This is a genomic window from Ruegeria atlantica (assembly GCF_013032455.1).
Lineage (GTDB): Bacteria > Pseudomonadota > Alphaproteobacteria > Rhodobacterales > Rhodobacteraceae > Ruegeria > Ruegeria atlantica_B.
This window is the reverse complement of the sequence record NZ_WQCF01000023.1, coordinates 1-19,021: the sequence shown is the minus strand read 5'-3', so window position 1 is coordinate 19,021 and position 19,021 is coordinate 1. Positions and strand designations below refer to the sequence as shown.

Genomic DNA, 19,021 nt, shown 5'->3' with positions numbered 1-19,021 from the left:
AACAGTGGACGACTTTTGCTCCGCCCAATGGCAGACTTTCTCACCGCCGTTGACAGCCTTGTCCGAGCTTGCGCTCACTGGTGGATATCAGTCCATTGACCTCACACGCATGGAAATAGCGCGGGTGCACAATAACTCTCCGCTTCCTGAAATCGGTATCAAGTGATTTCCCGGTCAAGAGCGCAGTCCTCAATCAGTATCGGGATTGCCTGATTCCTGATCAGAGGCACCACAGGTGTAATCCCCGGCTATATTAAGGGCCTCCGGTACACAATCTAGAAGGGGTTGAGGAAATTTGGCCATCCGAGGACATCATATGCCTCAATTGTACAAAAGATTTTCGGGCGCTTTATGCCGCCCGAACACAAGTAGATGCGCTTAGCCACTAAATCATGCTGTCCGATCCAAGCAACTATATTCGCTTGTCGATCCTGCGCAATTTTGCTGCAGTTTCCTTCTTTGTCGTTTCGATATGTTTTCTCAACAACTCGACGGCTTTGCCACCATCGCCTACCCTGCATGCCTCAAGAATGGCAGCATGTTCAGCCTGAGGTCGCTCCAACCCTGTAACCGTTGTAACCAAAAGACGCAGCTGAGGACCGATCCGCTGTTGCAGGTCGGAAATCATCCGTAGCAAGAGCGGATTTGAACAGGGCTCATAAAGAGCGTGGTGAAACCGCAAATTCATGTCGCTCCACTGCTCAGGGTCTGAATGCTTTGAATAATCGTCCAGAATTGTGCCGGCCAACTCAATATCAGAGGCAATCATATTGGGAATAGACAGCTCCAATGCCTTGCATTCCAATGCGACCCGAATGTCCATGATGTTCAGAATCTCGGTGGCTGATACTTCGCGAACAGTTGCCCCCTTGTTTTTCCGGATAAGAACGAAGCCATCAACCTCGAGCTTCATTAAGGCTTCCCGCACTGGAATCTTACTGACGCCGTACTGGCGTGCAATCTCATCCTGGCGCAATGGTTCACCAGGGGCTCTTTCACCAGAAAGAATCTGTTTTTTCAGCTCGTCATAGATCGGCTGGGCCGTCGGCTTCACTTGTCCGTTTTCACCCATTGCCAGTCGTCTTTCGCATTTTCGTCCACACGCATTCAATGTGAACTAACCAACAACAATAAAGGCCCAAGTTCAATACAGCGAAGCTGATAGAGTGCGAGCATGTACGAAACGGCAACAGGCCCGCACATTTGCGCTACATGCCAAAAGTTACTCTATTCTTGATGGCATAACTGGTGGCGTTTTCAAATTTCAAGGTAACCCCGTGCGAAGGTAAACCGCCAGTGCAGATTGATCCGGTATAGTCGCAGCAGTAAATCAAGTTCGACGATTTGTGATGAGTCTCAATAATTCAACGATGAAATCGTTGTTTCTTGGATTGCCGTCCACGAAAAATTTGCCGCATCATTCTTACCACCGCATGTGCGCCAGTGTATTGCAAGTGCTCAGGACACATCTCAATACTACGGTCAGCCATTTAACAAACGGAACTCTCCAGCTCTTTCGATCTAGCTTTTGCCGCCGAAACAGTATCGTCCATCAATGTCTGCAATCTGCCTTCGTCGCGTAGAGCAGTCAAACCAGCGGCCGTAGTGCCGTTCGGACTGGTAACGGTCTCACGCAGATGCGCTGGATCGGGGTTTCTTTCCAGCAACTGCCCTGAACCACGGAGAGTTCCTATGACGAGTAGTTTAGCCGCTTCCTCGTCTAAACCATGCGCCTGAGCAGTATTGATCATGGCCTCACACATAGCAAAGAAATAGGCTGGCCCACTGCCAGAGATTGCAGTCACAACGTGCATATGTTCTTCGTTCTGAAGCCAAGTAAAGCTACCTATGGCTTGGAATAACATGTTGATAAGTGCACGCTGGTCGTCACTACATTCTTTGCATGCAACTGCCGCAGTGACTGCGCATCCTGCAGTGGCCCCAATATTAGGCATTGCTCTGACGGAAGCGACGGACCCATCCGTAGCACTTTTCAGAGTTTCCAGAGATACACCTGCAGCAACTGAAGATACAACCGTGTTTTCGCCGATGTGTTTGTTCAACCCTTCCAGGGCGCCAACTACCAAATTTGGTTTTGTTGCCATGACAATTGCATCGGCAGTCATTTCTGAAGGTAGATGAGCCGTTTCCTTCACGTGCACAACACTTGGATTTGAATCCGTGCTTACCAAGAGTTCGTCCAGGGACGAGCCGGCATGCGGATCGACGACCCAAAAGCTGAAATCGGAATCCAGGGCTTCTAGCCACCCGCGCAGCATTGAACCGCCCATACGACCTGCACCAACGAGCACTATGTTCTTCACATTCTCATCCATGAATCAGAGCACACCTTTGTCGGCGTCGCGGAGCGCAGCCATCAACGCCTGATCTTCGTATCGCTGCAGCGAAAATCCCTTTGCATAGTCTGGCAATTTGTCTTCTGCGACCCAAGCGGCACAAAGTTCACCCCCAGTGCACGCAGCCATGGTCCCAAAGCCGGACATAGCACAGTTCATAAAGGCCCCCTCTGCGCCCATCGGGCCTATCAAAGGCCAGTTTTCTTCAGTCATTGTATACCAACCACCATAGTGGTGCGTGCTGCGAGGCAGTTTGCCGTAATAGGCTTTTAGGGCTGGATTCAACCGTGCTGCGCCGCGCAAAACAATTTCAGGGAAATTGTCATCCAGCGGCGGTTCCCATGTGGGCTCAGCGGCAGATTCATTGTACGCCCAGCCCAACTTGATCCACTTGCCATTGTCGCCACCATCGGGACGACAGTGAATCGCTCCGGGCATCTCATCCGCCAACCAAGAGAATTCGGGGTCTGACGCCAACATGTCGCGTTCTTCGTCTGTCCAGTCAATCTCTTGCGAGTCGAGATCAATCGAAAACGGTTGCGTGCGGGGGATCGCCCCTTGTGTGTCCTCGAATGCAATCTTCTGTTGGAAAGTGTTGTAGACAGGCAAGTTGACATCCAGCATCTTGGCAATCTTGTCGGCGAACGGCCCCGCGGCATTCACTATTTGATCGGCTTCTATTACCTGTGTTCCATCTGCCTGAGAAACCTCGATACGATAGAGTTGCATTTTGGTTATCCCCTCTACCTGGCCTACCACTCGCTTCGCACCAGTTTGGCGCAGGTAGTCCAGCATATGCATCCCCAACTGTTGGCCGCTAATGTCGCCACCGCGGCGAATGTGAATAAGTGTTTGTATTTCTTGATCGTAGTTGGGAAAGAAATTTCTGATCAGGTTCTGATTTTGAAGAATGTCAACACCATCCGGCACACCTTCCCAATCTGGCGATTGGAATGAATGATACGTCTTCGACGTATCGTCGGTATGAAAACGCAGCAATCGGGATGCATCTTCTCCGAGGCCGTTATTTAGTTGCTCAACAAAGTCGCTTATGTCGGTTTCACGGGTCGCCAGAGCATAACCCCGACGGTTCATGTTAATGCGGTTGTCGCTTTCACGCGCAATTTCTTCCAGCAGATCGATGCTGCGGTTAGTGAACGAAACCATCGCAGGATGCGGCCACCAGTTACGGTAATTCTCGCCTGACTGTGCGGACGTGAAAGACATGGGCTGGTCTCGGTCGATCAACGTAATATTTTCGATGCCATATCGGCGCGCCAGATAGTAAGCGGTAGCTATCCCAACAATTCCTGTGCCGATGATGGCAATTTTGCGTGAGGAAGACATCCTACATGGTCCTTGTTCTGTACCAATTCATGTGAACTGCGAGCTTTCTTCAGCTCATATATTTTCCGGAGAAACCGGTTAGTCTTCCCGGAGCACTGTTTGACCGGGCGCGAGTTGACGAAGTGTCCAACCATAAGGCGGGCAATTCTAACCGATCCTGGCAAGCGGAAAATGTTAGTCCTTTCGCGGGGCAACAAAAATGCATGCCTATTTTGTTGAAACCGTTCCCAATCAACCAGAGGCGCTGAGCAAGACCCTTGCCATGAAGATCAAGCCTGGTCGATCGCGCAGCATACAACGCAACGATCAAATCGAGCTTGCCCACAAGGCTGATCAGCCTTCGGCATTCGCAGATCGCCCTCGGGAACCTTGGCGAATTTCCGAGCTCATTCGCTTTCTCCGATGACTTGCGAAACGCCGGGTGCAGATCAGCTCCAAACTCGTTGAGGGATTTTCGAAGCAGCTTCATCAAGGTAGCTTTGCCTTCCTCAGAATCGTGAGATTTCGCTTGACTGGGTATCTTATACTTGCAAAATAGTATACGATTTGCAAGGATCAAATCCAAACTAAGGTGCAATAAAATGCTACCCCGTGAGTTTGAGACACTAATTTGTCGTGGCTGGCTTCCTGGAAGGTGTAGTGATCAAAAACCTCACTCCTTGCCGCCCGGATCGGCAATTGACCACCCGGGTTACTGGTTCGCGCAAAGCAAAAGCAGGCAAATCAATATTTGGGCTTCTTGCCAGGCAAGAGGGCACAGATTCATACGTGCTGGCGATAAACACGAAAAAAGCGGGTCAATTGCCGCGCCCTACCAATCAAACCATTTGTCGAACGATGCTCAGCGAATATTACGCGGGCCGTACTTCGGCAGCACTTGCAAGCAGATGACGATAACGAAGTCTACCTGCAAGCAAGCGGGGAGGCGCGGAAGAGCTTTTCTTACTGAAATTGGACAATCCAGCTGTCGTCATTTGCTCTCACTGACACTGGCATTGTTGCAACTCCAGTTCTGCTTGCCTCCCCGTTCAACGATCACCTCTCCAAGTGGCCTGGGCTATGCCTAACGCTGATCAAGAGCTGGGACTTAACTCAGTCGAAAATCATCCGGCAAGCTTAGCGATCAATCCTCTCGGCCTGCCTACCAAGCCCAGTAACTACGCGAACCAAGTTTCACACAGGACAAGCGGATCGCATCATGCCAGAAACACCCTACAAGTCCATATTTCAACCTTTCCGGTTGGGGCACCTGACACTAAAAAATCGCATCATCAGCACCTCCCATGCTCCGGCCTATGCTGAAAACGGCATGCCGAGGGAACGGTACCAGCGCTATCACGAAGAGAAAGCTGCAGGTGGCCTTTCGTTAACCATGTTTGGTGGTGCCTCATCGGTTTCGTTGGATTCACCTCCGTCCTTTGGGCAGTTGAACCTGGCGAGCGACGATATCGTGCCCCACCTGCGGGCTTTTTCCGGTCGCATTCATGCGCATGACGTTGGATTGATGTGTCAACTCAGCCATGCGGGCAGGCGAACTCGCCCAACGTCAGGGAATTGGTTGCCAACAATTGCCCCCTCGCCCATACGCGAACCGGCACATGGCGCCATACCCAAGTCGCTTGAGCATTCGGATATTCGCCGAGTGATTGAGGACTACTCTGCCGCTGCACAGAGATGTCTGGATGGAGGGATTGATGGAATTGAACTGCTGGCGTCGGGTCACTTGATCGGACAATTCTGGAGTCCGCTATCCAATCAGCGTTCAGATGAATATGGAGGATCGTTTGATAATCGCATTCGGTTTGGCCTGGAGGCACTTGAAGGTATTCGCGCCAGAATTCCCGATGACTTTGTTGTCAGCCTTCGCCTTTCGGTAAATGAGTTTATTGACGGAGGGATTTCCGAAGATGAGGGCATCGCCATTGCAAAGGCGTACGCTGAGTCAGGTCTGCTCGATTGCTTGAATGTTTCTGGCGGTGCCAATTGGACGAAGGCAGGCGTTGCAGAAACCGTCCCTTCAATGGCGTTTCCGTCAGGGCGGTTCATAGAGCTTGCGGGCAAAGTTCGACGCGCGGTTCAACTCCCGGTAATGCACGCTGCCGGCATCGCAGATCTTGCTACCGCCAATTTCGCGGTCGCCGAAGGACACGTTGATTTGGTCGGTATGACGCGCGCGCATATCGCGGATCCACATCTGGTTCGAAAACATTTAGCTGGGCAAGACGACGCTATTCGGCCTTGCGTCGGTGCGGGCTATTGTATCGATAGAATCTATCGTGGCGGCGACGCATTATGTCTTCACAATCCGGTAACTGGACGGGAAAAAATACTTAGTCATTCAATAAGGCAGGCTCCTCAAAAAAGAAAAATTGTCGTTGTGGGCGCGGGACCGGCAGGGCTGGAAGCTGCAAGGATCTGCGCTGAACGTGGCCACAAAGTGGTGATGTTCGAAGCGCAAAGTCAGCCAGGTGGTCAAGTGAATTATATTGTCCGCACGCCGTGGCGATCAAATATGATTGGGATTCCACGTTGGCAATATGATCAGTGTGAAGCTTTAGGAGTCGATTTCCGCTTCAACGTTTTTGCGGAAAAGAGCGACATTCTGGATGAACACCCGGACGTGGTATTGCTTGCCAATGGTGGAATGCCAGAATCTGGAATGATAGATGGAGCCGAACAATTCGGCTTTAGCGTTTGGGATGTCATGTCCGGCGAGTTTGCGCCGAATGGCAAGGTGCTGGTCTATGATGAGACAGGTAGTCAAAGTGGCCCAAGCTGCGCGGAGTTTATCGCAGGGCGCGAGAACACAAAAGTTGACCTGATTACACCCGACAGAATGATTGCAGAGAATGTCGGCGTCACAAATCATGCAATCCATCTTCGAAACCTCCACCAGATGGATGTTAAATTGCTTCCCGATCTACGCCTGAAATCTATCAACCGGGAAGGTACCGAACTGAATGCAGTGTTTGTCCACGAATACAGCGGCAAGACCCAAACTCGCTGCTACCATCAGATCATTGTCGAAGCAGGTACAGTTCCAGACGATGACTTATTTGATAGCCTGAAACATCGATCCGAGAACAACGGGGCTTTGGACTATAATGCAGCGCTCAATAATCAGGAACAGCCGTCCCTTCTGATGGTAGATGGAGCAAATGGGAAATACGCTCTTTTCAGGATTGGTGATGCTGTGTCTGACCGGGGCCTTCATGCAGCAGTTCTGGATAGTCACAGACTGTGCCAGTCGATTTGAACTGGCCTTTTTCAGCTTGTCATTCAGCTCCTGAACTGGCTGAAGCTGCATTGGTTTCTCTGCGTACAATCGTAGCTGGATTTTTTCCAACTACCGGAGTGACCAGAGGTTTCATGTGTCTCTATTCACCAAACCAAGACTGCATACTTACACCTCTACCCACTGCCAGAACGGTACACGCCCGAAATGTGTTTTACAGGGCGGGATTTGTCGCCGAAAAGGTTTACAAGGCTCCCGGTTTAGTATATTTAATAACTATATCGTATACTATATGATCCGATAAGCACACTCCTATCAACCGTCTCAATCTTTGCGTTGTGAGGTGCTGCACTAATCTAGCAACTTGGATTGAAAGCAAAATGTTAGAATTCGACACTGCACACTTGCCGAAGATGGGCTCACGCATCGGCGACAATATCCATACAGACTCGGACAATTTTTTCGAGGTCAAGTCACCGATTGCCGTAGGCGCACTCGGGCAGCTTCCAATCTGTTCGAAGGAAGAAGTCGACAAGGCAGTTCGCGTGGCGAACAGGGTCTTCGATAAAGGTACGTGGTCCCGCATGCACCCGCGCGACCGGCGAGCACGCCTTTTGAATCTGGCAGCGCTTATGGAGAAGAACGCCGAGCGTATGGCGCAGATCGAGACTATCGACTCTGGCCGCCCGCTTCGTGAAGCGAGAAACGTCGATGTCGCGCAATCAATCGTTCGACTGCGTTGGTATGCAGAGCTAATTGACAAAATCTATGGTGAGATAGCGCCCTCCTCTGTTGATCGGCTCGGCCTGATCAGCCGCGAACCAATCGGAGTTGTCGGCGCGATAACGCCGTGGAACTTCCCGTTGATGATGGCCATCACCAAAGTTGCCCCAGCGTTGGCTGCAGGCAACTCAGTTATTCTAAAGCCCCCGGAATTGAGCCCGTTGAATGCGCTTGTATTGGCCGATCTGGCTCTGGAGGCTGGCATTCCAGAAGGTGTTTTCCAGGTCCTGACCGGTAATGGGCGCGTCACCGGAGAAGCTATGGTCCGCCACCCAGACATTCATGCTATCGCCTTCACCGGCTCGACCGAGGTCGGCGCTCATATCATGGGTGTTGCGGCCGCGAATGGGATGAAAAAGGTAAGCTTGGAGGCGGGCGGAAAAAGCCCCCATATCGTTCTCAGCCCTGAATGCGCCAGTGATCAGATGGTAGAGCAGATTGTTTGGGGTATCGCTTATCACCAGGGTCAGGTTTGCGATGCTGGCGCATCGCTCGTGCTTGTTGGTGACGGGCACGACGAACTGTTGCAAAAGATTCAAGCCAAGTTCCAAAGTCTGACGATCGGAAATCCCTACAATCCGGAAATAAACCTGTCGAGCATGATTGACGCCAACCATATGAATGGAGTCCATGCCGCTGTTGAGGCGGCGGCACAGCGAGGCGTGAATGTCGCCTGTGGCGGCAACCCAAAAGACATTGGCGAGGTTGGTGCATTCTATCAGCCAACTTTGCTGACAGACGTACCCAAGGACGATGCAATATTCACCGAAGAAGTGTTCGGACCCATATTGGTCAGCACGAATGTCAAAAGCGTCGATGAAGCAATCAATCTGGTGAATGCACAACGCTATGGGCTAGCCGGAGCTGTGTGGTCGAACGACATGGCGCAGGCTTTCCAAGTTGCCAACCGGCTGCGGATAGGAACTGTCGCAATAAACACCTACGAGTTGGGTGACATTGGGACTCCGTTTGGCGGCACAAGGGAATCCGGGCTGGGACGCGACCGTTCTGCTTATGCTTTGGATAACTACACCGAACTGAAAACAACTTGGGCTGCTCTGGACGCGACCTGGTAACCACAGGACTTAAGAGTCCAGGGTTCTTGCCCTAAGTGAAATGCGCGCGTCGCAATGGGAGGCGTGAAATGACGTTGGAACAATTTCGAAACTCGCTAAAATCCGAAAATGTCGTGGCCGCCATCCACGAAGGAGTTATCGGAGAAGGCGCTCGGATACCCGGCCTGTTCGGGGACGTAAGGCTGACATATGCAGACTATGTTGCCTCGGGACGTGCGTTGAAGCAAATTGAAGATTACGTCCAGAACAGGGTCCTGCCCTTTTATGCCAACAGTCATACTGAAGCCTCGTACTGTGGTTCTTATATGACGCGCCTTCGCGCTGCAGCACGGTCAGAAACAGCGCGACTGACCAATGCCACGGATGGGTGCTCGGTCATCTTCACTGGCTCTGGTGCTACAGCTGGATTGAATCGGTTGGTTACTCTATTTGGAGTAAACAAAGTGCGGAAATCTGTCGTTTTCATTGGGCCATACGAGCATCATTCAAACATCTTGCCTTGGCGCGAAAGCAATGCGGTCGTCGTATCAATTCCAGAAGGGGAATGCGGTGGTCCAGATTTGGTTGCTTTGGAGGCTGCGCTGCTCGAGCACCAGGACGCCGACCTGAAAATCGGAAGTTTTACAGCTGCGTCAAACGTAACTGGTGTCATCACCGATCCCATTGAAACGACCCGACTGTTGAAGCGCTATGGCGCGCTCTCGGTTTGGGACTACGCCGGTGGCGCACCTTATCTGTCAATCGACATGAACCCGTCCTTAGACTGCCAAGCAGATGCCGTAGTAGTATCGCCCCATAAATTCGTTGGTGGGCCGGGGTCCTCAGGCGTGCTAATCGTTCGAAACAGTGCTGTAGACGCATGCGAACCAACTTGGCCAGGTGGCGGTACCGTAACTTTCGTATCACCCTGGGGTCACAATTACACCGAGAACCTTGCCGCCCGAGAAGAAGCCGGAACTCCAAATGTAGTAGGCGACATCCGGGCGGCGCTGGCTTTCATTGTCAAAGACACGCTAACTCAGGAATATATTTCAAAGCGAAATGATGAGCTTAACTGCTTGGCTCTCGAGTCATGGAAGGCAAACCCACAACTAGTTTTGCTTGGCACTCAGCACAAAAATCGCCTTCCGATCTTCTCTTTCCTTGTGAAACGCAAGGATGGGTCGAGGTTCCACCATCAGCTTTTCACACGAATGCTTAGTGATGTTTATGGGATACAGACCCGCGGCGGGTGTGCTTGCGCCGGACCATATGCCCATCACTTGCTGAACATTGGAGAAGAAAAGTCGGAGCAACTGTTTTGCGATCTGCAACAGGGGAAAGAGCTTGAAAAGCCGGGCTGGGTTCGATTGAATTTCAGCTACCTGATGAGTGACGACAAAGCCAAGTATATTGTCGACTGCGTCAACGATCTAACAACGCAATTAGAAGAGTTGGAAAAAAGTTATTCCGTGGACGCTTCGACCGCGCGTTTTGCGATAAGTCCGGACGAGATTGAAATTGCATAACGCGATTTCGCGCGACTTGATTAGTCTATAGAACGAAATGAGGTCGGTCAGCTCGGCCTCTTTTACGCTCCAAGTGAAGTTTTGTTTCCGCGAAGCAAATGCGCGGCAACTTCCTTTTTGGTTGTTTCAATATGTCTCCGTAAAAGCTGAACTGCGTCCTCGATGCGGCCATCTTCGCAGGCCGTCAAAATTTCAGCATGTTCACGCATCGGACGCTGAAGTCCCCGGATTTCGGTCACGAGTATTCTTAGGTAGCGACCAAGTTTTTGTTGGACGCTTGCAATCAATGTAAGAATTTCACGATTCCCGCATGGTTCGTAAATCGCTTGATGAAACTGTTGGTTCAATTCGCTCCATTCCGAAACTTCTGTACGAACAGCGTAATCGTCCAGCAACTTGCGGATGGAAGTGAAATCAGACTCAATCATGTTGGGAACGGCAAGTTCCAACGCCCGGCATTCCAGTGCAATGCGAATGTCCATCAGATGAAGGACTTCGTCATTAGAAAGTGACCGTACAATGGCCCCCCGGCGCGGCCGGAACGTAACCAAACCTTCGTTTTCCAGTCGCCTCAAGGCTTCCCGAACCGGAATTTTGCTTACGTTATAATTCACGGCAATATTGTCTTGCCGAAGAGGAGTTTCGCCCGGAAGATCGCCGGAGAGAATTCTTTCTTTCAGGTCAGCATATATTGGATCTGCAGCGCTCTCCGAACCATCGCGGCCTGAACGGACTTCTACACTTTTCATTCCAACCAGTCTCCTCAACAATATACACCGTATATCATAAATCGTGTACGATTACTAAATTTCCTATCCCGTTTAACTTGAATGTTAGGCTGTTTACCGTAACTAAGCAATTAATCAAAATCCATATTGACAAAACCGTATACTATTTAGTAAATTATGATACCAAGAGGCAAGTCGGTTTTGCCATTTTTGGGGGAAGTAATCTGGCAGCCGAATCTGCGTGAAGCAGGCACAGAGTAAATGCAGGCAAAAAGCCTAGCACTGGCGGGATGTGGATCACCCCGGCCGTTATCCCGAAAGGGAATGATCCAACTCTAGGGAGAGAAAAATGGATGAAGCCGCAGAACAATCTCAAGGCGTCGGGATCAACAAGCGTGTTGCCTACGTCTTAGGGGGAATTTTGACACTATTCCTGGTTTATACGGCCGGGTTTGGAACGATGACGGATTCCGTTCAACGTGGCTTGCCACTGATGATCGCCTTTGCAATTATTTTTCTAACTGTCCCGATAAAAGCTACGCCCAGCTCAAACGGAGCGGTCAACAGCGTCTTATTTTTGATCAACGCTTTGTTCTTCATAGCAAATATTTTGAGTATTACCTACATCATTTGGGTAGAAGACGATCTTGTTTATCGTCTCGGAAACCCTAACACGTGGGACGTTCTGGCGTTTTCTGCTGGTTTCTTGTGCGTGGTCGAGGCTGCTCGCAGAGTTACGCCACCTGCGTTCTTTTGGGTCGTTATGGCGTTTATCGCTTACGCGCTTTTTGGAAACTACATACCTGGAAACTTTGGCCATCCGGGCTACCCGCTGGGTGAACTGGTTTCCTACCTCTACTTCAGCAATGAGGGTATCTTTGGGCTGGCACTGAACGTGATGGTCAATGTTATCTTCATCTTCCTCTTGTTCGGGACGATGGTTGAAGTATCCGGCTTAGGGAACTCAATTGTAAAAATCGGACTGGCGTTAGTTGGGCGATTGCGTGGCGGCCCTGCGCTATCTGCGATCTTCGCCAGCGGTCTGTTCGGAAGCATATCGGGAAGCGGTGCAAGTAACGTTCTGACAACAGGTACATTTACTATTCCGCTGATGTCAAAGGTAGGCTACAGACCCGCGTTTGCCGGCGCAGTCGAGGCCGTGGCATCGACAGGTGGGCATATCGTACCACCAATTATGGCGTCGACCGTTTTTGTGATGGCAGAGATTATCGGTGTTCCGTACATCCAAATCGCCGCCGCCGCCGCCATTCCTGCCCTGCTTTACTATATGTGCTTGTTCGCAATTGTGTATCTGAGAGCACACAAAGACGACATCCAGCCAATCCCGGTAGGTGAAGCCCCGCCTCTGTTTGAGACGCTGAAAAAGGGTGGGATTTTCTTCCTGCCGGTTGGATTGCTCATTCTATTGTTGATGCGCGGGTTCACTCCAACCTACTCATGCTTCTACTCGGTAGTCTTCATGCTGGCGCTCATGCTTCTGACGGGTAAACCGAACAGAAACCCAAAGGCTTATCTGGATATTTGCGATACCACCGCTCGAAATTCGTTGATGTTGTTCGGCTGCCTCGCATCCATCGGCATCATCATTGGCATCATCGCTCTGACCGGAGTTGGCGTTAAGTTTAGCATCTTGGTTAGCTCAATCGCGGAAGCAAATCTATTTTATGCACTGACCATGGCAATGGTTGCTGCAATGATCTTGAGCATGGGTATGCCCGTATTGCCAGCTTACCTGCTCGTGGTAGTGGTTTCTGGCACCGCGCTGCAGAAACTGGGACTTACACCGCTGGCGAGCCACATGTTTGTCTTCTACTTTGCAAGCCTGGCAGGGATTACGCCTCCTGTTTGTATTTCCGCGTACACTGCGGCCGGTATTGCAGGATCAAACCCAGTTAGGACGGCAATGCTTGCGCTTTGGGTAGGGTCCATTGGCTTCGTAATTCCGTACATGTTTGCCTACAATCCCGCGCTACTACTCATGGGTACAACCTCTGAGATTCTGTGGGTGACCTCTATGTGCCTAGTCGGTATCGCGAGCTTTGCTCTCTGTCTTGAAGGATATCTGCGAGCCACCTTGCACATCATCAGCAGAGGAATTTTCCTGCTCGCCGGTTTGATGCTTATTTTCCCGGACTCGTCGGTGAACTTGATCGGACTAGGCACATTTGCAGCGTGTTTCGTCGTCAACTTCGTGTTCAGCACGCAACTTGGCGCCAGGCCCAAGAGAGAAGCTCAATGATCAATAGAATTTTCTGCTTCGAAGGCGACCGCATTCTCTCGCGGACATAACCAAACCCACTAAGCAACAAAAATTGCTCACAACAGGAAAGGAACTAATATGTTGAGGGATCTTAGAAAAACTATCGGTATTGGCTTAATCAGCGGTGCTCTGTCCACAGCGGGTATGGCTTCAGCTGAAGAGGTTACCAGGTCCACCTTATCAGCTGGATCACTGGGCGCAGGGTGGTACGTGATGGGTACTGCAATGGCCAAAGAATGGGCCGATGAGATGGATAACCTTGAAGTTACCGTGACAACCGGTGGCAGCATCATCAATATCAACAAGGTAGCGGCTGGTGGCACCAACCTAGGATTTACTCTCAATCCAGCCCTGCATGATGCGATGGATGGAAAAGGTCAGTTTGAAGGAAAGGCTGACGAGTACCAATCAGTACGCACAGTATTCTCTTGGCCTGGATCGGTAATCCAGCTTGTAGTGCTGGGCGACTCTGGGATTGAAAGCATCGCTGATCTGGAAGGAAAGCGAATTGCCGTAGACGCCAAAGGCGGCTCGATGATCAACATCACATCCGCAATTTTGGAAGAACACGGCGTCACTAAAGACAATTCTGATTTCCGGTTCGTATCAGCGCGGGACGCGGCAGACCAACTGCGTAATGGCCACATTGATGCAGCGTTTTGGGGGTCAGCTCCTCCATACGCCGTTGTGAGCGATATCGCGCTCTACAAAGACATCCGGATGCTTGAAGTCCAGGACGAAGAAACTGCCAAGCGCATCACTGACCGCCTGCCCGGCGCGGCAGTAGTTGCCATCGACCAGGATGTCTATGGTGAAAACCAACTTAATAGCGATCCGGTTGAGGCTATTGGCTTCAACATGAGCATCATCGCACACGAAGAGTTCGACGAAGAGCTGATGTATGAAGCTGTAAAAGCCCTGTTCAGCAACTTGGACGAATTCGCAAGCGTGAGTGCAATGACCGCGCGAGTCACTCCCGAAGGCGCTGTTTTCAACAACGCAGCACCGTTACATCCAGGAGCGGCTCGCTATTTCAAAGAAGTTGGAGTTCTCAAGTAGAAAGCCCACCTCCCTAGGCGTTTCCTGAACGCAGCTACTTTGAAAAGGGTTTCGGGCGGAACCCCCACTCCCATCCGCCCGAAGCCCACTACAAATGGACAGGTATGAAACTAGACGCAAACCACTTAGCTAGAGAACAACCTCATAGAGCTAGGCAGTAGTTTCCTGTTTCCCGATAAATCTTCGACCGCGAACTCGGGCGCGCTTTGGCTTCCAACAATTCGGACCAAAAGCTGGACCAAGAACCACAAGTAAAACAATAGGAAACCCATCATGATCAAACTGCACCTGGTCGGTACGGGCACGCCAACACCATCAAAGCACTCATTTGGTACGTGCCATATCCTTCAGATCGACGATCAGTATCTGATGTTCGATTGTGGACCAGCCGCGATGCACAAAATCGCTCAAATGGGCCTTGATCCAACCAATTTCAGCCATTTGTTCATGACGCATCACCACTTTGACCATAACGCGGATCTTCCTTGTTTCTTGCTTGTGCGTTGGGATCAGATGGGACGCGATCAAAAAGACCTTAAAATTTATGGACCAAGCCCCACAGCTTGGATTGTAGATCGCCTAATCGGTGCTGACGGCGCATACAAAGACGATATCCACTCGCGAATTTCAAACGCTTCAAGCCTGTACCTTTATGAACGGCGTGGTGGGAAATTGCCGCGTCCAAGACCACAGTACGAAGTCAATGAGATTGCGCCCGGCGATCGCATTGAAGGGAATGGGTGGTCCATTTCGACTGGAGAAGTCCATCACTTCCCGGCCGAACTGAACAGCATTTCCTACCGAGTTAATACTCCGCAGGGCGATATTGCCCTCACTGGTGATACTGGAATGATCCCCCCTGTCGCTGATCTGATCAAGGGCGCAGATGTTTGGGTCGCACATTGTCGCGGACCGAGCGACATTGACGGAGAAATCATCGGACCTCTCGTAGCTGGAACGACCGAAATCGGCATCGCGGCCCGAGATGCAGGGATCAAGAAACTCGTTCTAAGCCATCAGGCTGGATACTTTGATGAACCCGCAAACTACGAACGCGGCATGGCGGCAATTCGCGAAAATTTTGGCGGAGAGATCGTTTATGGCAAAGATCTCATGACGTTGGAGCTGTTCTAACCTGTAGCGCCCACCAAACACCACTACTTACTGTAATGAGAGAAGCACATGAACAAGCGAGAACGCGTCCTTGGACTACTCGATAAAGGAACGACGCAGAAGAGCATCCCTGCGGCCTTCTTTATCCATTTCGACCCTAAGTTCCACCGTGGGGATGCCGCAGTGCAAAAACACCTTGAGTATTTCGAATACACAGACATGGACGTGCTGAAAGTCCAGTACGAAAATGTTTTCCCGACTCTTCCGGAGATCACGAACCCGCAAGATTGGGAAAAGATCCCGTGTTACGGAAAAGAGTTTTACGAAGAACAGCTATATGTCGTTGAGCAATTAGTGAAATCGTCCAAAAGAGACGCGGTTGTTATGGCGACTCTTTACTCGCCATTCATGTGTGCGGTTCACACAAGTAAAAGATTCACTCCCCATCTTCTGGAAAACCCGGAAGCCGCCCGAAAAGGCCTCGAAATCATTTCTGAAAGCCTTATGACCTTTGTCAAAGAGTGCATCAAACTCGGGGTGGATGGCTTTTATCATTCGACTGAAGGTGGTGGTCGGAACAATTACGACGACATTTCTGTGTTCATTGAAAACATCAAACCGTATGATTTGGTGCTCATGAAAGAGATCGAGAAAAACTGCGAATTCAACGTTCTACATGTCTGTGACTATCAGGATATATATGTCGATTATGAACCGTATCTGGACTACCCCGGTCACGTGATTAGTTGCGGGTTGGAGCTGGATAAAGGGGGCATGTCCGGCAAAGACGTGTCCGCGCTGTTCAATCGGCCATTCATGGGTGGCTTGCTGCGGAAGGGCGCCATCCTGAATGGGACAGAGCAGGAGATCATAGATGACGTTCGTCGCGCCTGCGATGCACGTCCTGACAAGTTCATGCTTGCGGCGGACTGTACAGTGCCAGCGGAAGTTAACTGGGACAATCTGAAGACTGCAGTTTCTGCTGCTCACGAGTATCAGATCAGTTAACGAATCCACAAAACCCGAACGGTTCTCCGTCTAATACCAGAAATGCCATTCACCAGCCCTAAAGCTCGTGAATGGCAGATCAACCGTCCGAAAAACTCCGAATGGGTTCTTAACTAGGACATCAAGCAGTGGACTAAGGTAAGCTAATTCCGAGAAATACGCTTTCGGAAAAAACAGCAGAAAACCAAATTTGAACGACTTGCGTGATCTCTTGCACATCACCGAGTGCTCATCTCGATGGTTTTTCCACAGAAATCTTCGCTATAGCATGCAACGTCATAGCAGCAATATCTGGAAGAGATATGAGCGACTCAACTACAAGTGAAACCAAGGAATTTTCGGCGGCCGAGATCGGTGCCTTGGCTCACCTTTACAGAGGTGAAGTCTACAGAAGTACAATTTGGCGCACTCGCTTGGACAACACGACAAATTGGTCTGTAGTTTCGCTGGGTGCAGCCATGTCTATTTCATACTCGTCTTCTGACGCCTCGCCATTGCCTTTGCTGATCGTAGGCGTTCTAATCTGGCTCTTTCTCGCCCTCGAAGCGAGGCGGTACAGGTATTTCAATGTTTGGCGAGCACGAGCGCGGTGGCTCGAAAAACACATGTACACACCAATGCTCAATAGAGAAAACTATAACTGCAGAAATTGGCAGGAAATACTCGCCAACGACTACCTGAAACCTGAATATCATGTCGGATATTTCACAGCAGTTGGGCGGCGTATTCGTAGAAGTTATCTTTGGATTCTGTTGATCCAAACATTTGCCTATTTAGGAAAACTGTTCATTCATCCCTTTCCGGTTCGCGAGCTGGGTTTGTTCATCGACCGAGCGGATGTTGGACCTATCCCAGGTGAAATAATTCTAGCGGGCGGTGTTGTCTACATTTGCACGTTCGGAATATTGGCAAGCCATGTTCGGCACCAAGATGCTCGCAACGCGCGTGCTCGCGGCGGTGTGAACGAAATGGGTTGAGAAAACGCAAGACCACCGAGAAAGCATCAACGAACCCATCTAAGAGAAAAAGGAGACATTCATGGCACCGGTCCAACTCGTGCATTTTTCAGATATTCTATGTGTTTGGGCCTACGCTGGACAAACAATTCTCGACAAAATAGTTGCGAAGGTAGGTAATGATGTATCGATAGACTTCCACTTTTGCTCTGCATTTGCCGACACCGAAGCCAAAATTACTGAACAGTGGAAAGGTCGCGGTGGGTTTCAAGGGTATGGGAAACATGTAAGAGACGTTGCAAACCAATTCGAGAATTTGCCAATTCACCACGATACGTGGACAACAACACGTCCAAGTTCTTCCGCCAGCCCTCGTGTTCATCAAAGCGATCGAGCTTGTTGACGCCGAACAGGGAAATGAACCTTCGAACTTTTCCGACCAATTGTCAGTATTGGCAACAAAAGAAGTTCGAACGGCCTTCTTTGAACATGCCAAAGATGTGTCCAATTGGTGTGTCCAACGTGAAATTGCGAAGGACCTCGGCATTAGTTTTGACGTTATTATAAGTAAGATCGAGTCGGGCGAAGCATATGCGAAATTGGCGTCAGATTATCAGCTCAGTCAAATTATGAACATAGAAGGCAGCCCAACTTATGTGTTGAATGAAGGGCGCCAAAAACTATTTGGAAATGTAACTTACGAGATCATTTTGGCTAACGTCGAGGAGCTTCTGACGAGTTCACATTCAGAGTCAGCTAGCATGTGCTAGGTTTTGGATTTCATATTTGGTTGATTCAACCCATTCGATGGCGATGCAAGATGCGCTGCTAGAAGCAGGAATGATGGAGGTTGTGTATAATTGCTCCGTGGACAATGCCCCCTTAGCGCCTTTCTTGTGAAGTTCACGATAAACCCAGAGGCGCGTATTGCCTTCAATGCAGACTATCGTGCAGTCTGAGCGCTTGCCCGGTGAAACCTTTTTAGGCGCCGAAAGGCAGTTGCGTCGCTGACTTATTGCCCGCAAAATCCCTCGATGATGTGTTCGTATAGCTCTGTTGAGTCGCGTATTGCCTGAACACTGCAGTACTCGTCGGTCTGGTGACACTGTTCAGCTTCCCCTGGGCCGATCACCACGGTCGGCACATTGTCGAGTGCCGGTACCAAGGCCGAGGCATCAGTGAAATATGGCTGCGATGTCGGCTTAGGCCGATATCCCAGCCGCTGTTCCAGCAAATCCAGAACCGGAGCAATTGCTGGACAGTCCGGATCGGTTTGAAACCCCTCAAGCTCGGTCACAACCTCGATTTCGGCACCTTCACCCCAAAGGGTCTGAAGCATTTCGATGATATCCGAATGCCTGGTGCCCGGAACGACGCGCATATCGACGGTGAAATGCGCCTCATCGGGGACCGAATTGATATTTAGGCCGCCGGAAATTGTAGTCACCGATGCAGTGGTCCATCCAAGAAACGGGTGCGTTTCTGGTTCAAACTTCAGCCCGTCCAGGTCCGTTATTGTCAACGGCGGTGAGAAAGTCTGCCATTGGGCGGAGCAAAAGTCGTCCACTGT

Annotated in this window: 15 protein-coding genes; 10 read left to right on the top strand and 5 right to left on the bottom strand. The window is 50.5% G+C overall.

All coding sequences use genetic code 11. The annotated features are described in order from the left end of the window. Positions 1-412: 412 nt before the first annotated feature. From GOW93_RS20295 to GOW93_RS20285, 3 genes are all read right to left on the bottom strand, one after another. Positions 413-1,072, bottom strand: coding sequence for a GntR family transcriptional regulator (locus tag GOW93_RS20295; RefSeq protein ID WP_170388144.1), 660 nt, complete (start codon positions 1,070-1,072; stop codon positions 413-415). Between the two features lie 418 nt (positions 1,073-1,490). Then, positions 1,491-2,336 carry a pyrroline-5-carboxylate reductase gene (gene proC / locus GOW93_RS20290; RefSeq protein WP_170388142.1) on the bottom strand — a complete coding sequence of 282 codons (846 nt, stop codon included), beginning with the start codon at positions 2,334-2,336 and terminating at the stop codon, positions 1,491-1,493. 3 nt (positions 2,337-2,339) lie between these two features. Then, entirely contained in the window at positions 2,340-3,704 is a 1,365-nt protein-coding gene (locus GOW93_RS20285; protein WP_170388140.1) for an NAD(P)/FAD-dependent oxidoreductase, read from the bottom strand. 1,198 nt (positions 3,705-4,902) lie between these two features. Between GOW93_RS20285 and GOW93_RS20280 the strand changes: the two genes are divergently transcribed. From GOW93_RS20280 to GOW93_RS20270, 3 genes are all read left to right on the top strand, one after another. Beyond that, positions 4,903-6,960, top strand: a complete 2,058-nt coding sequence (locus GOW93_RS20280) for an NADH:flavin oxidoreductase (protein WP_170388138.1) — start codon at positions 4,903-4,905, stop codon at positions 6,958-6,960. A gap of 359 nt (positions 6,961-7,319) precedes the next feature. Continuing rightward, positions 7,320-8,798, top strand: coding sequence for an aldehyde dehydrogenase family protein (locus GOW93_RS20275; protein ID WP_170388136.1), 1,479 nt, complete (start codon positions 7,320-7,322; stop codon positions 8,796-8,798). A gap of 68 nt (positions 8,799-8,866) precedes the next feature. Further along, complete coding sequence (locus tag GOW93_RS20270; RefSeq protein ID WP_170388134.1) at positions 8,867-10,306, top strand: aminotransferase class V-fold PLP-dependent enzyme; 1,440 nt, start codon at positions 8,867-8,869, stop codon at positions 10,304-10,306. A 62-nt stretch (positions 10,307-10,368) separates the two neighbouring features. Here the strand turns inward: GOW93_RS20270 and GOW93_RS20265 are convergent, their stop codons facing one another. Beyond that, complete coding sequence (locus GOW93_RS20265; protein WP_170388132.1) at positions 10,369-11,055, bottom strand: GntR family transcriptional regulator; 687 nt, start codon at positions 11,053-11,055, stop codon at positions 10,369-10,371. Between the two features lie 328 nt (positions 11,056-11,383). On the opposite strand from GOW93_RS20265, the gene GOW93_RS20260 reads away from it, so the two are divergent. The 7 genes from GOW93_RS20260 to GOW93_RS20230 all read left to right on the top strand — a co-directional run bounded on the left by GOW93_RS20260 (position 11,384) and on the right by GOW93_RS20230 (position 18,221). Next, a complete protein-coding gene (locus tag GOW93_RS20260) occupies positions 11,384-13,294 on the top strand; it encodes a TRAP transporter permease (protein WP_170388130.1) in 1,911 nt (636 codons plus the stop codon). A 99-nt stretch (positions 13,295-13,393) separates the two neighbouring features. Next, positions 13,394-14,374 (top strand): TAXI family TRAP transporter solute-binding subunit, encoded by a 981-nt coding sequence (locus tag GOW93_RS20255; protein WP_170388128.1) that lies wholly within the window; start codon positions 13,394-13,396, stop codon positions 14,372-14,374. 273 nt (positions 14,375-14,647) lie between these two features. Further along, a complete protein-coding gene (locus tag GOW93_RS20250; protein ID WP_170388126.1) occupies positions 14,648-15,508 on the top strand; it encodes an MBL fold metallo-hydrolase in 861 nt (286 codons plus the stop codon). A gap of 48 nt (positions 15,509-15,556) precedes the next feature. Next, the gene (locus tag GOW93_RS20245) at positions 15,557-16,495 is read left to right on the top strand and encodes a uroporphyrinogen decarboxylase family protein (protein WP_170388124.1); all 939 of its coding nucleotides are present in this window, start codon (positions 15,557-15,559) and stop codon (positions 16,493-16,495) included. A 302-nt stretch (positions 16,496-16,797) separates the two neighbouring features. Then, complete coding sequence (locus tag GOW93_RS20240) at positions 16,798-17,472, top strand: DUF2270 domain-containing protein (RefSeq protein ID WP_170388122.1); 675 nt, start codon at positions 16,798-16,800, stop codon at positions 17,470-17,472. A gap of 61 nt (positions 17,473-17,533) precedes the next feature. After that, a complete protein-coding gene (locus GOW93_RS20235) occupies positions 17,534-17,854 on the top strand; it encodes a hypothetical protein (RefSeq protein ID WP_170388120.1) in 321 nt (106 codons plus the stop codon). Continuing rightward, entirely contained in the window at positions 17,826-18,221 is a 396-nt protein-coding gene (locus tag GOW93_RS20230; RefSeq protein ID WP_170388118.1) for a DsbA family oxidoreductase, read from the top strand. The genes GOW93_RS20235 and GOW93_RS20230 overlap by 29 nt, the downstream gene beginning before the upstream one ends. Before the next feature lie 242 nt (positions 18,222-18,463). Here the strand turns inward: GOW93_RS20230 and GOW93_RS20225 are convergent. Next, on the bottom strand, positions 18,464-19,021 hold a 558-nt coding region (locus GOW93_RS20225), incomplete at its 5' end, for a M20 family metallopeptidase (RefSeq protein ID WP_217354821.1).

Excerpts from the sequence above, each read along its gene's own strand:
- GOW93_RS20235 (WP_170388120.1), top strand. The coding sequence starts at position 17,534 with ATGGCACCGGTCCAACTCGTGCATTTTTCAGATATTCTATGTGTTTGG.
- GOW93_RS20260 (WP_170388130.1), top strand. The coding sequence starts at position 11,384 with ATGGATGAAGCCGCAGAACAATCTCAAGGCGTCGGGATCAACAAGCGT.
- GOW93_RS20270 (WP_170388134.1), top strand. The coding sequence starts at position 8,867 with ATGACGTTGGAACAATTTCGAAACTCGCTAAAATCCGAAAATGTCGTG.
- GOW93_RS20245 (WP_170388124.1), top strand. The coding sequence starts at position 15,557 with ATGAACAAGCGAGAACGCGTCCTTGGACTACTCGATAAAGGAACGACG.
- proC (WP_170388142.1), bottom strand. The coding sequence starts at position 2,336 with ATGGATGAGAATGTGAAGAACATAGTGCTCGTTGGTGCAGGTCGTATG.
- GOW93_RS20240 (WP_170388122.1), top strand. The coding sequence starts at position 16,798 with ATGAGCGACTCAACTACAAGTGAAACCAAGGAATTTTCGGCGGCCGAG.
- GOW93_RS20265 (WP_170388132.1), bottom strand. The coding sequence starts at position 11,055 with ATGAAAAGTGTAGAAGTCCGTTCAGGCCGCGATGGTTCGGAGAGCGCT.
- GOW93_RS20250 (WP_170388126.1), top strand. The coding sequence starts at position 14,648 with ATGATCAAACTGCACCTGGTCGGTACGGGCACGCCAACACCATCAAAG.
- GOW93_RS20255 (WP_170388128.1), top strand. The coding sequence starts at position 13,394 with ATGTTGAGGGATCTTAGAAAAACTATCGGTATTGGCTTAATCAGCGGT.
- GOW93_RS20295 (WP_170388144.1), bottom strand. The coding sequence starts at position 1,072 with ATGGGTGAAAACGGACAAGTGAAGCCGACGGCCCAGCCGATCTATGAC.
- GOW93_RS20275 (WP_170388136.1), top strand. The coding sequence starts at position 7,320 with ATGTTAGAATTCGACACTGCACACTTGCCGAAGATGGGCTCACGCATC.
- GOW93_RS20285 (WP_170388140.1), bottom strand. The coding sequence starts at position 3,704 with ATGTCTTCCTCACGCAAAATTGCCATCATCGGCACAGGAATTGTTGGG.
- GOW93_RS20280 (WP_170388138.1), top strand. The coding sequence starts at position 4,903 with ATGCCAGAAACACCCTACAAGTCCATATTTCAACCTTTCCGGTTGGGG.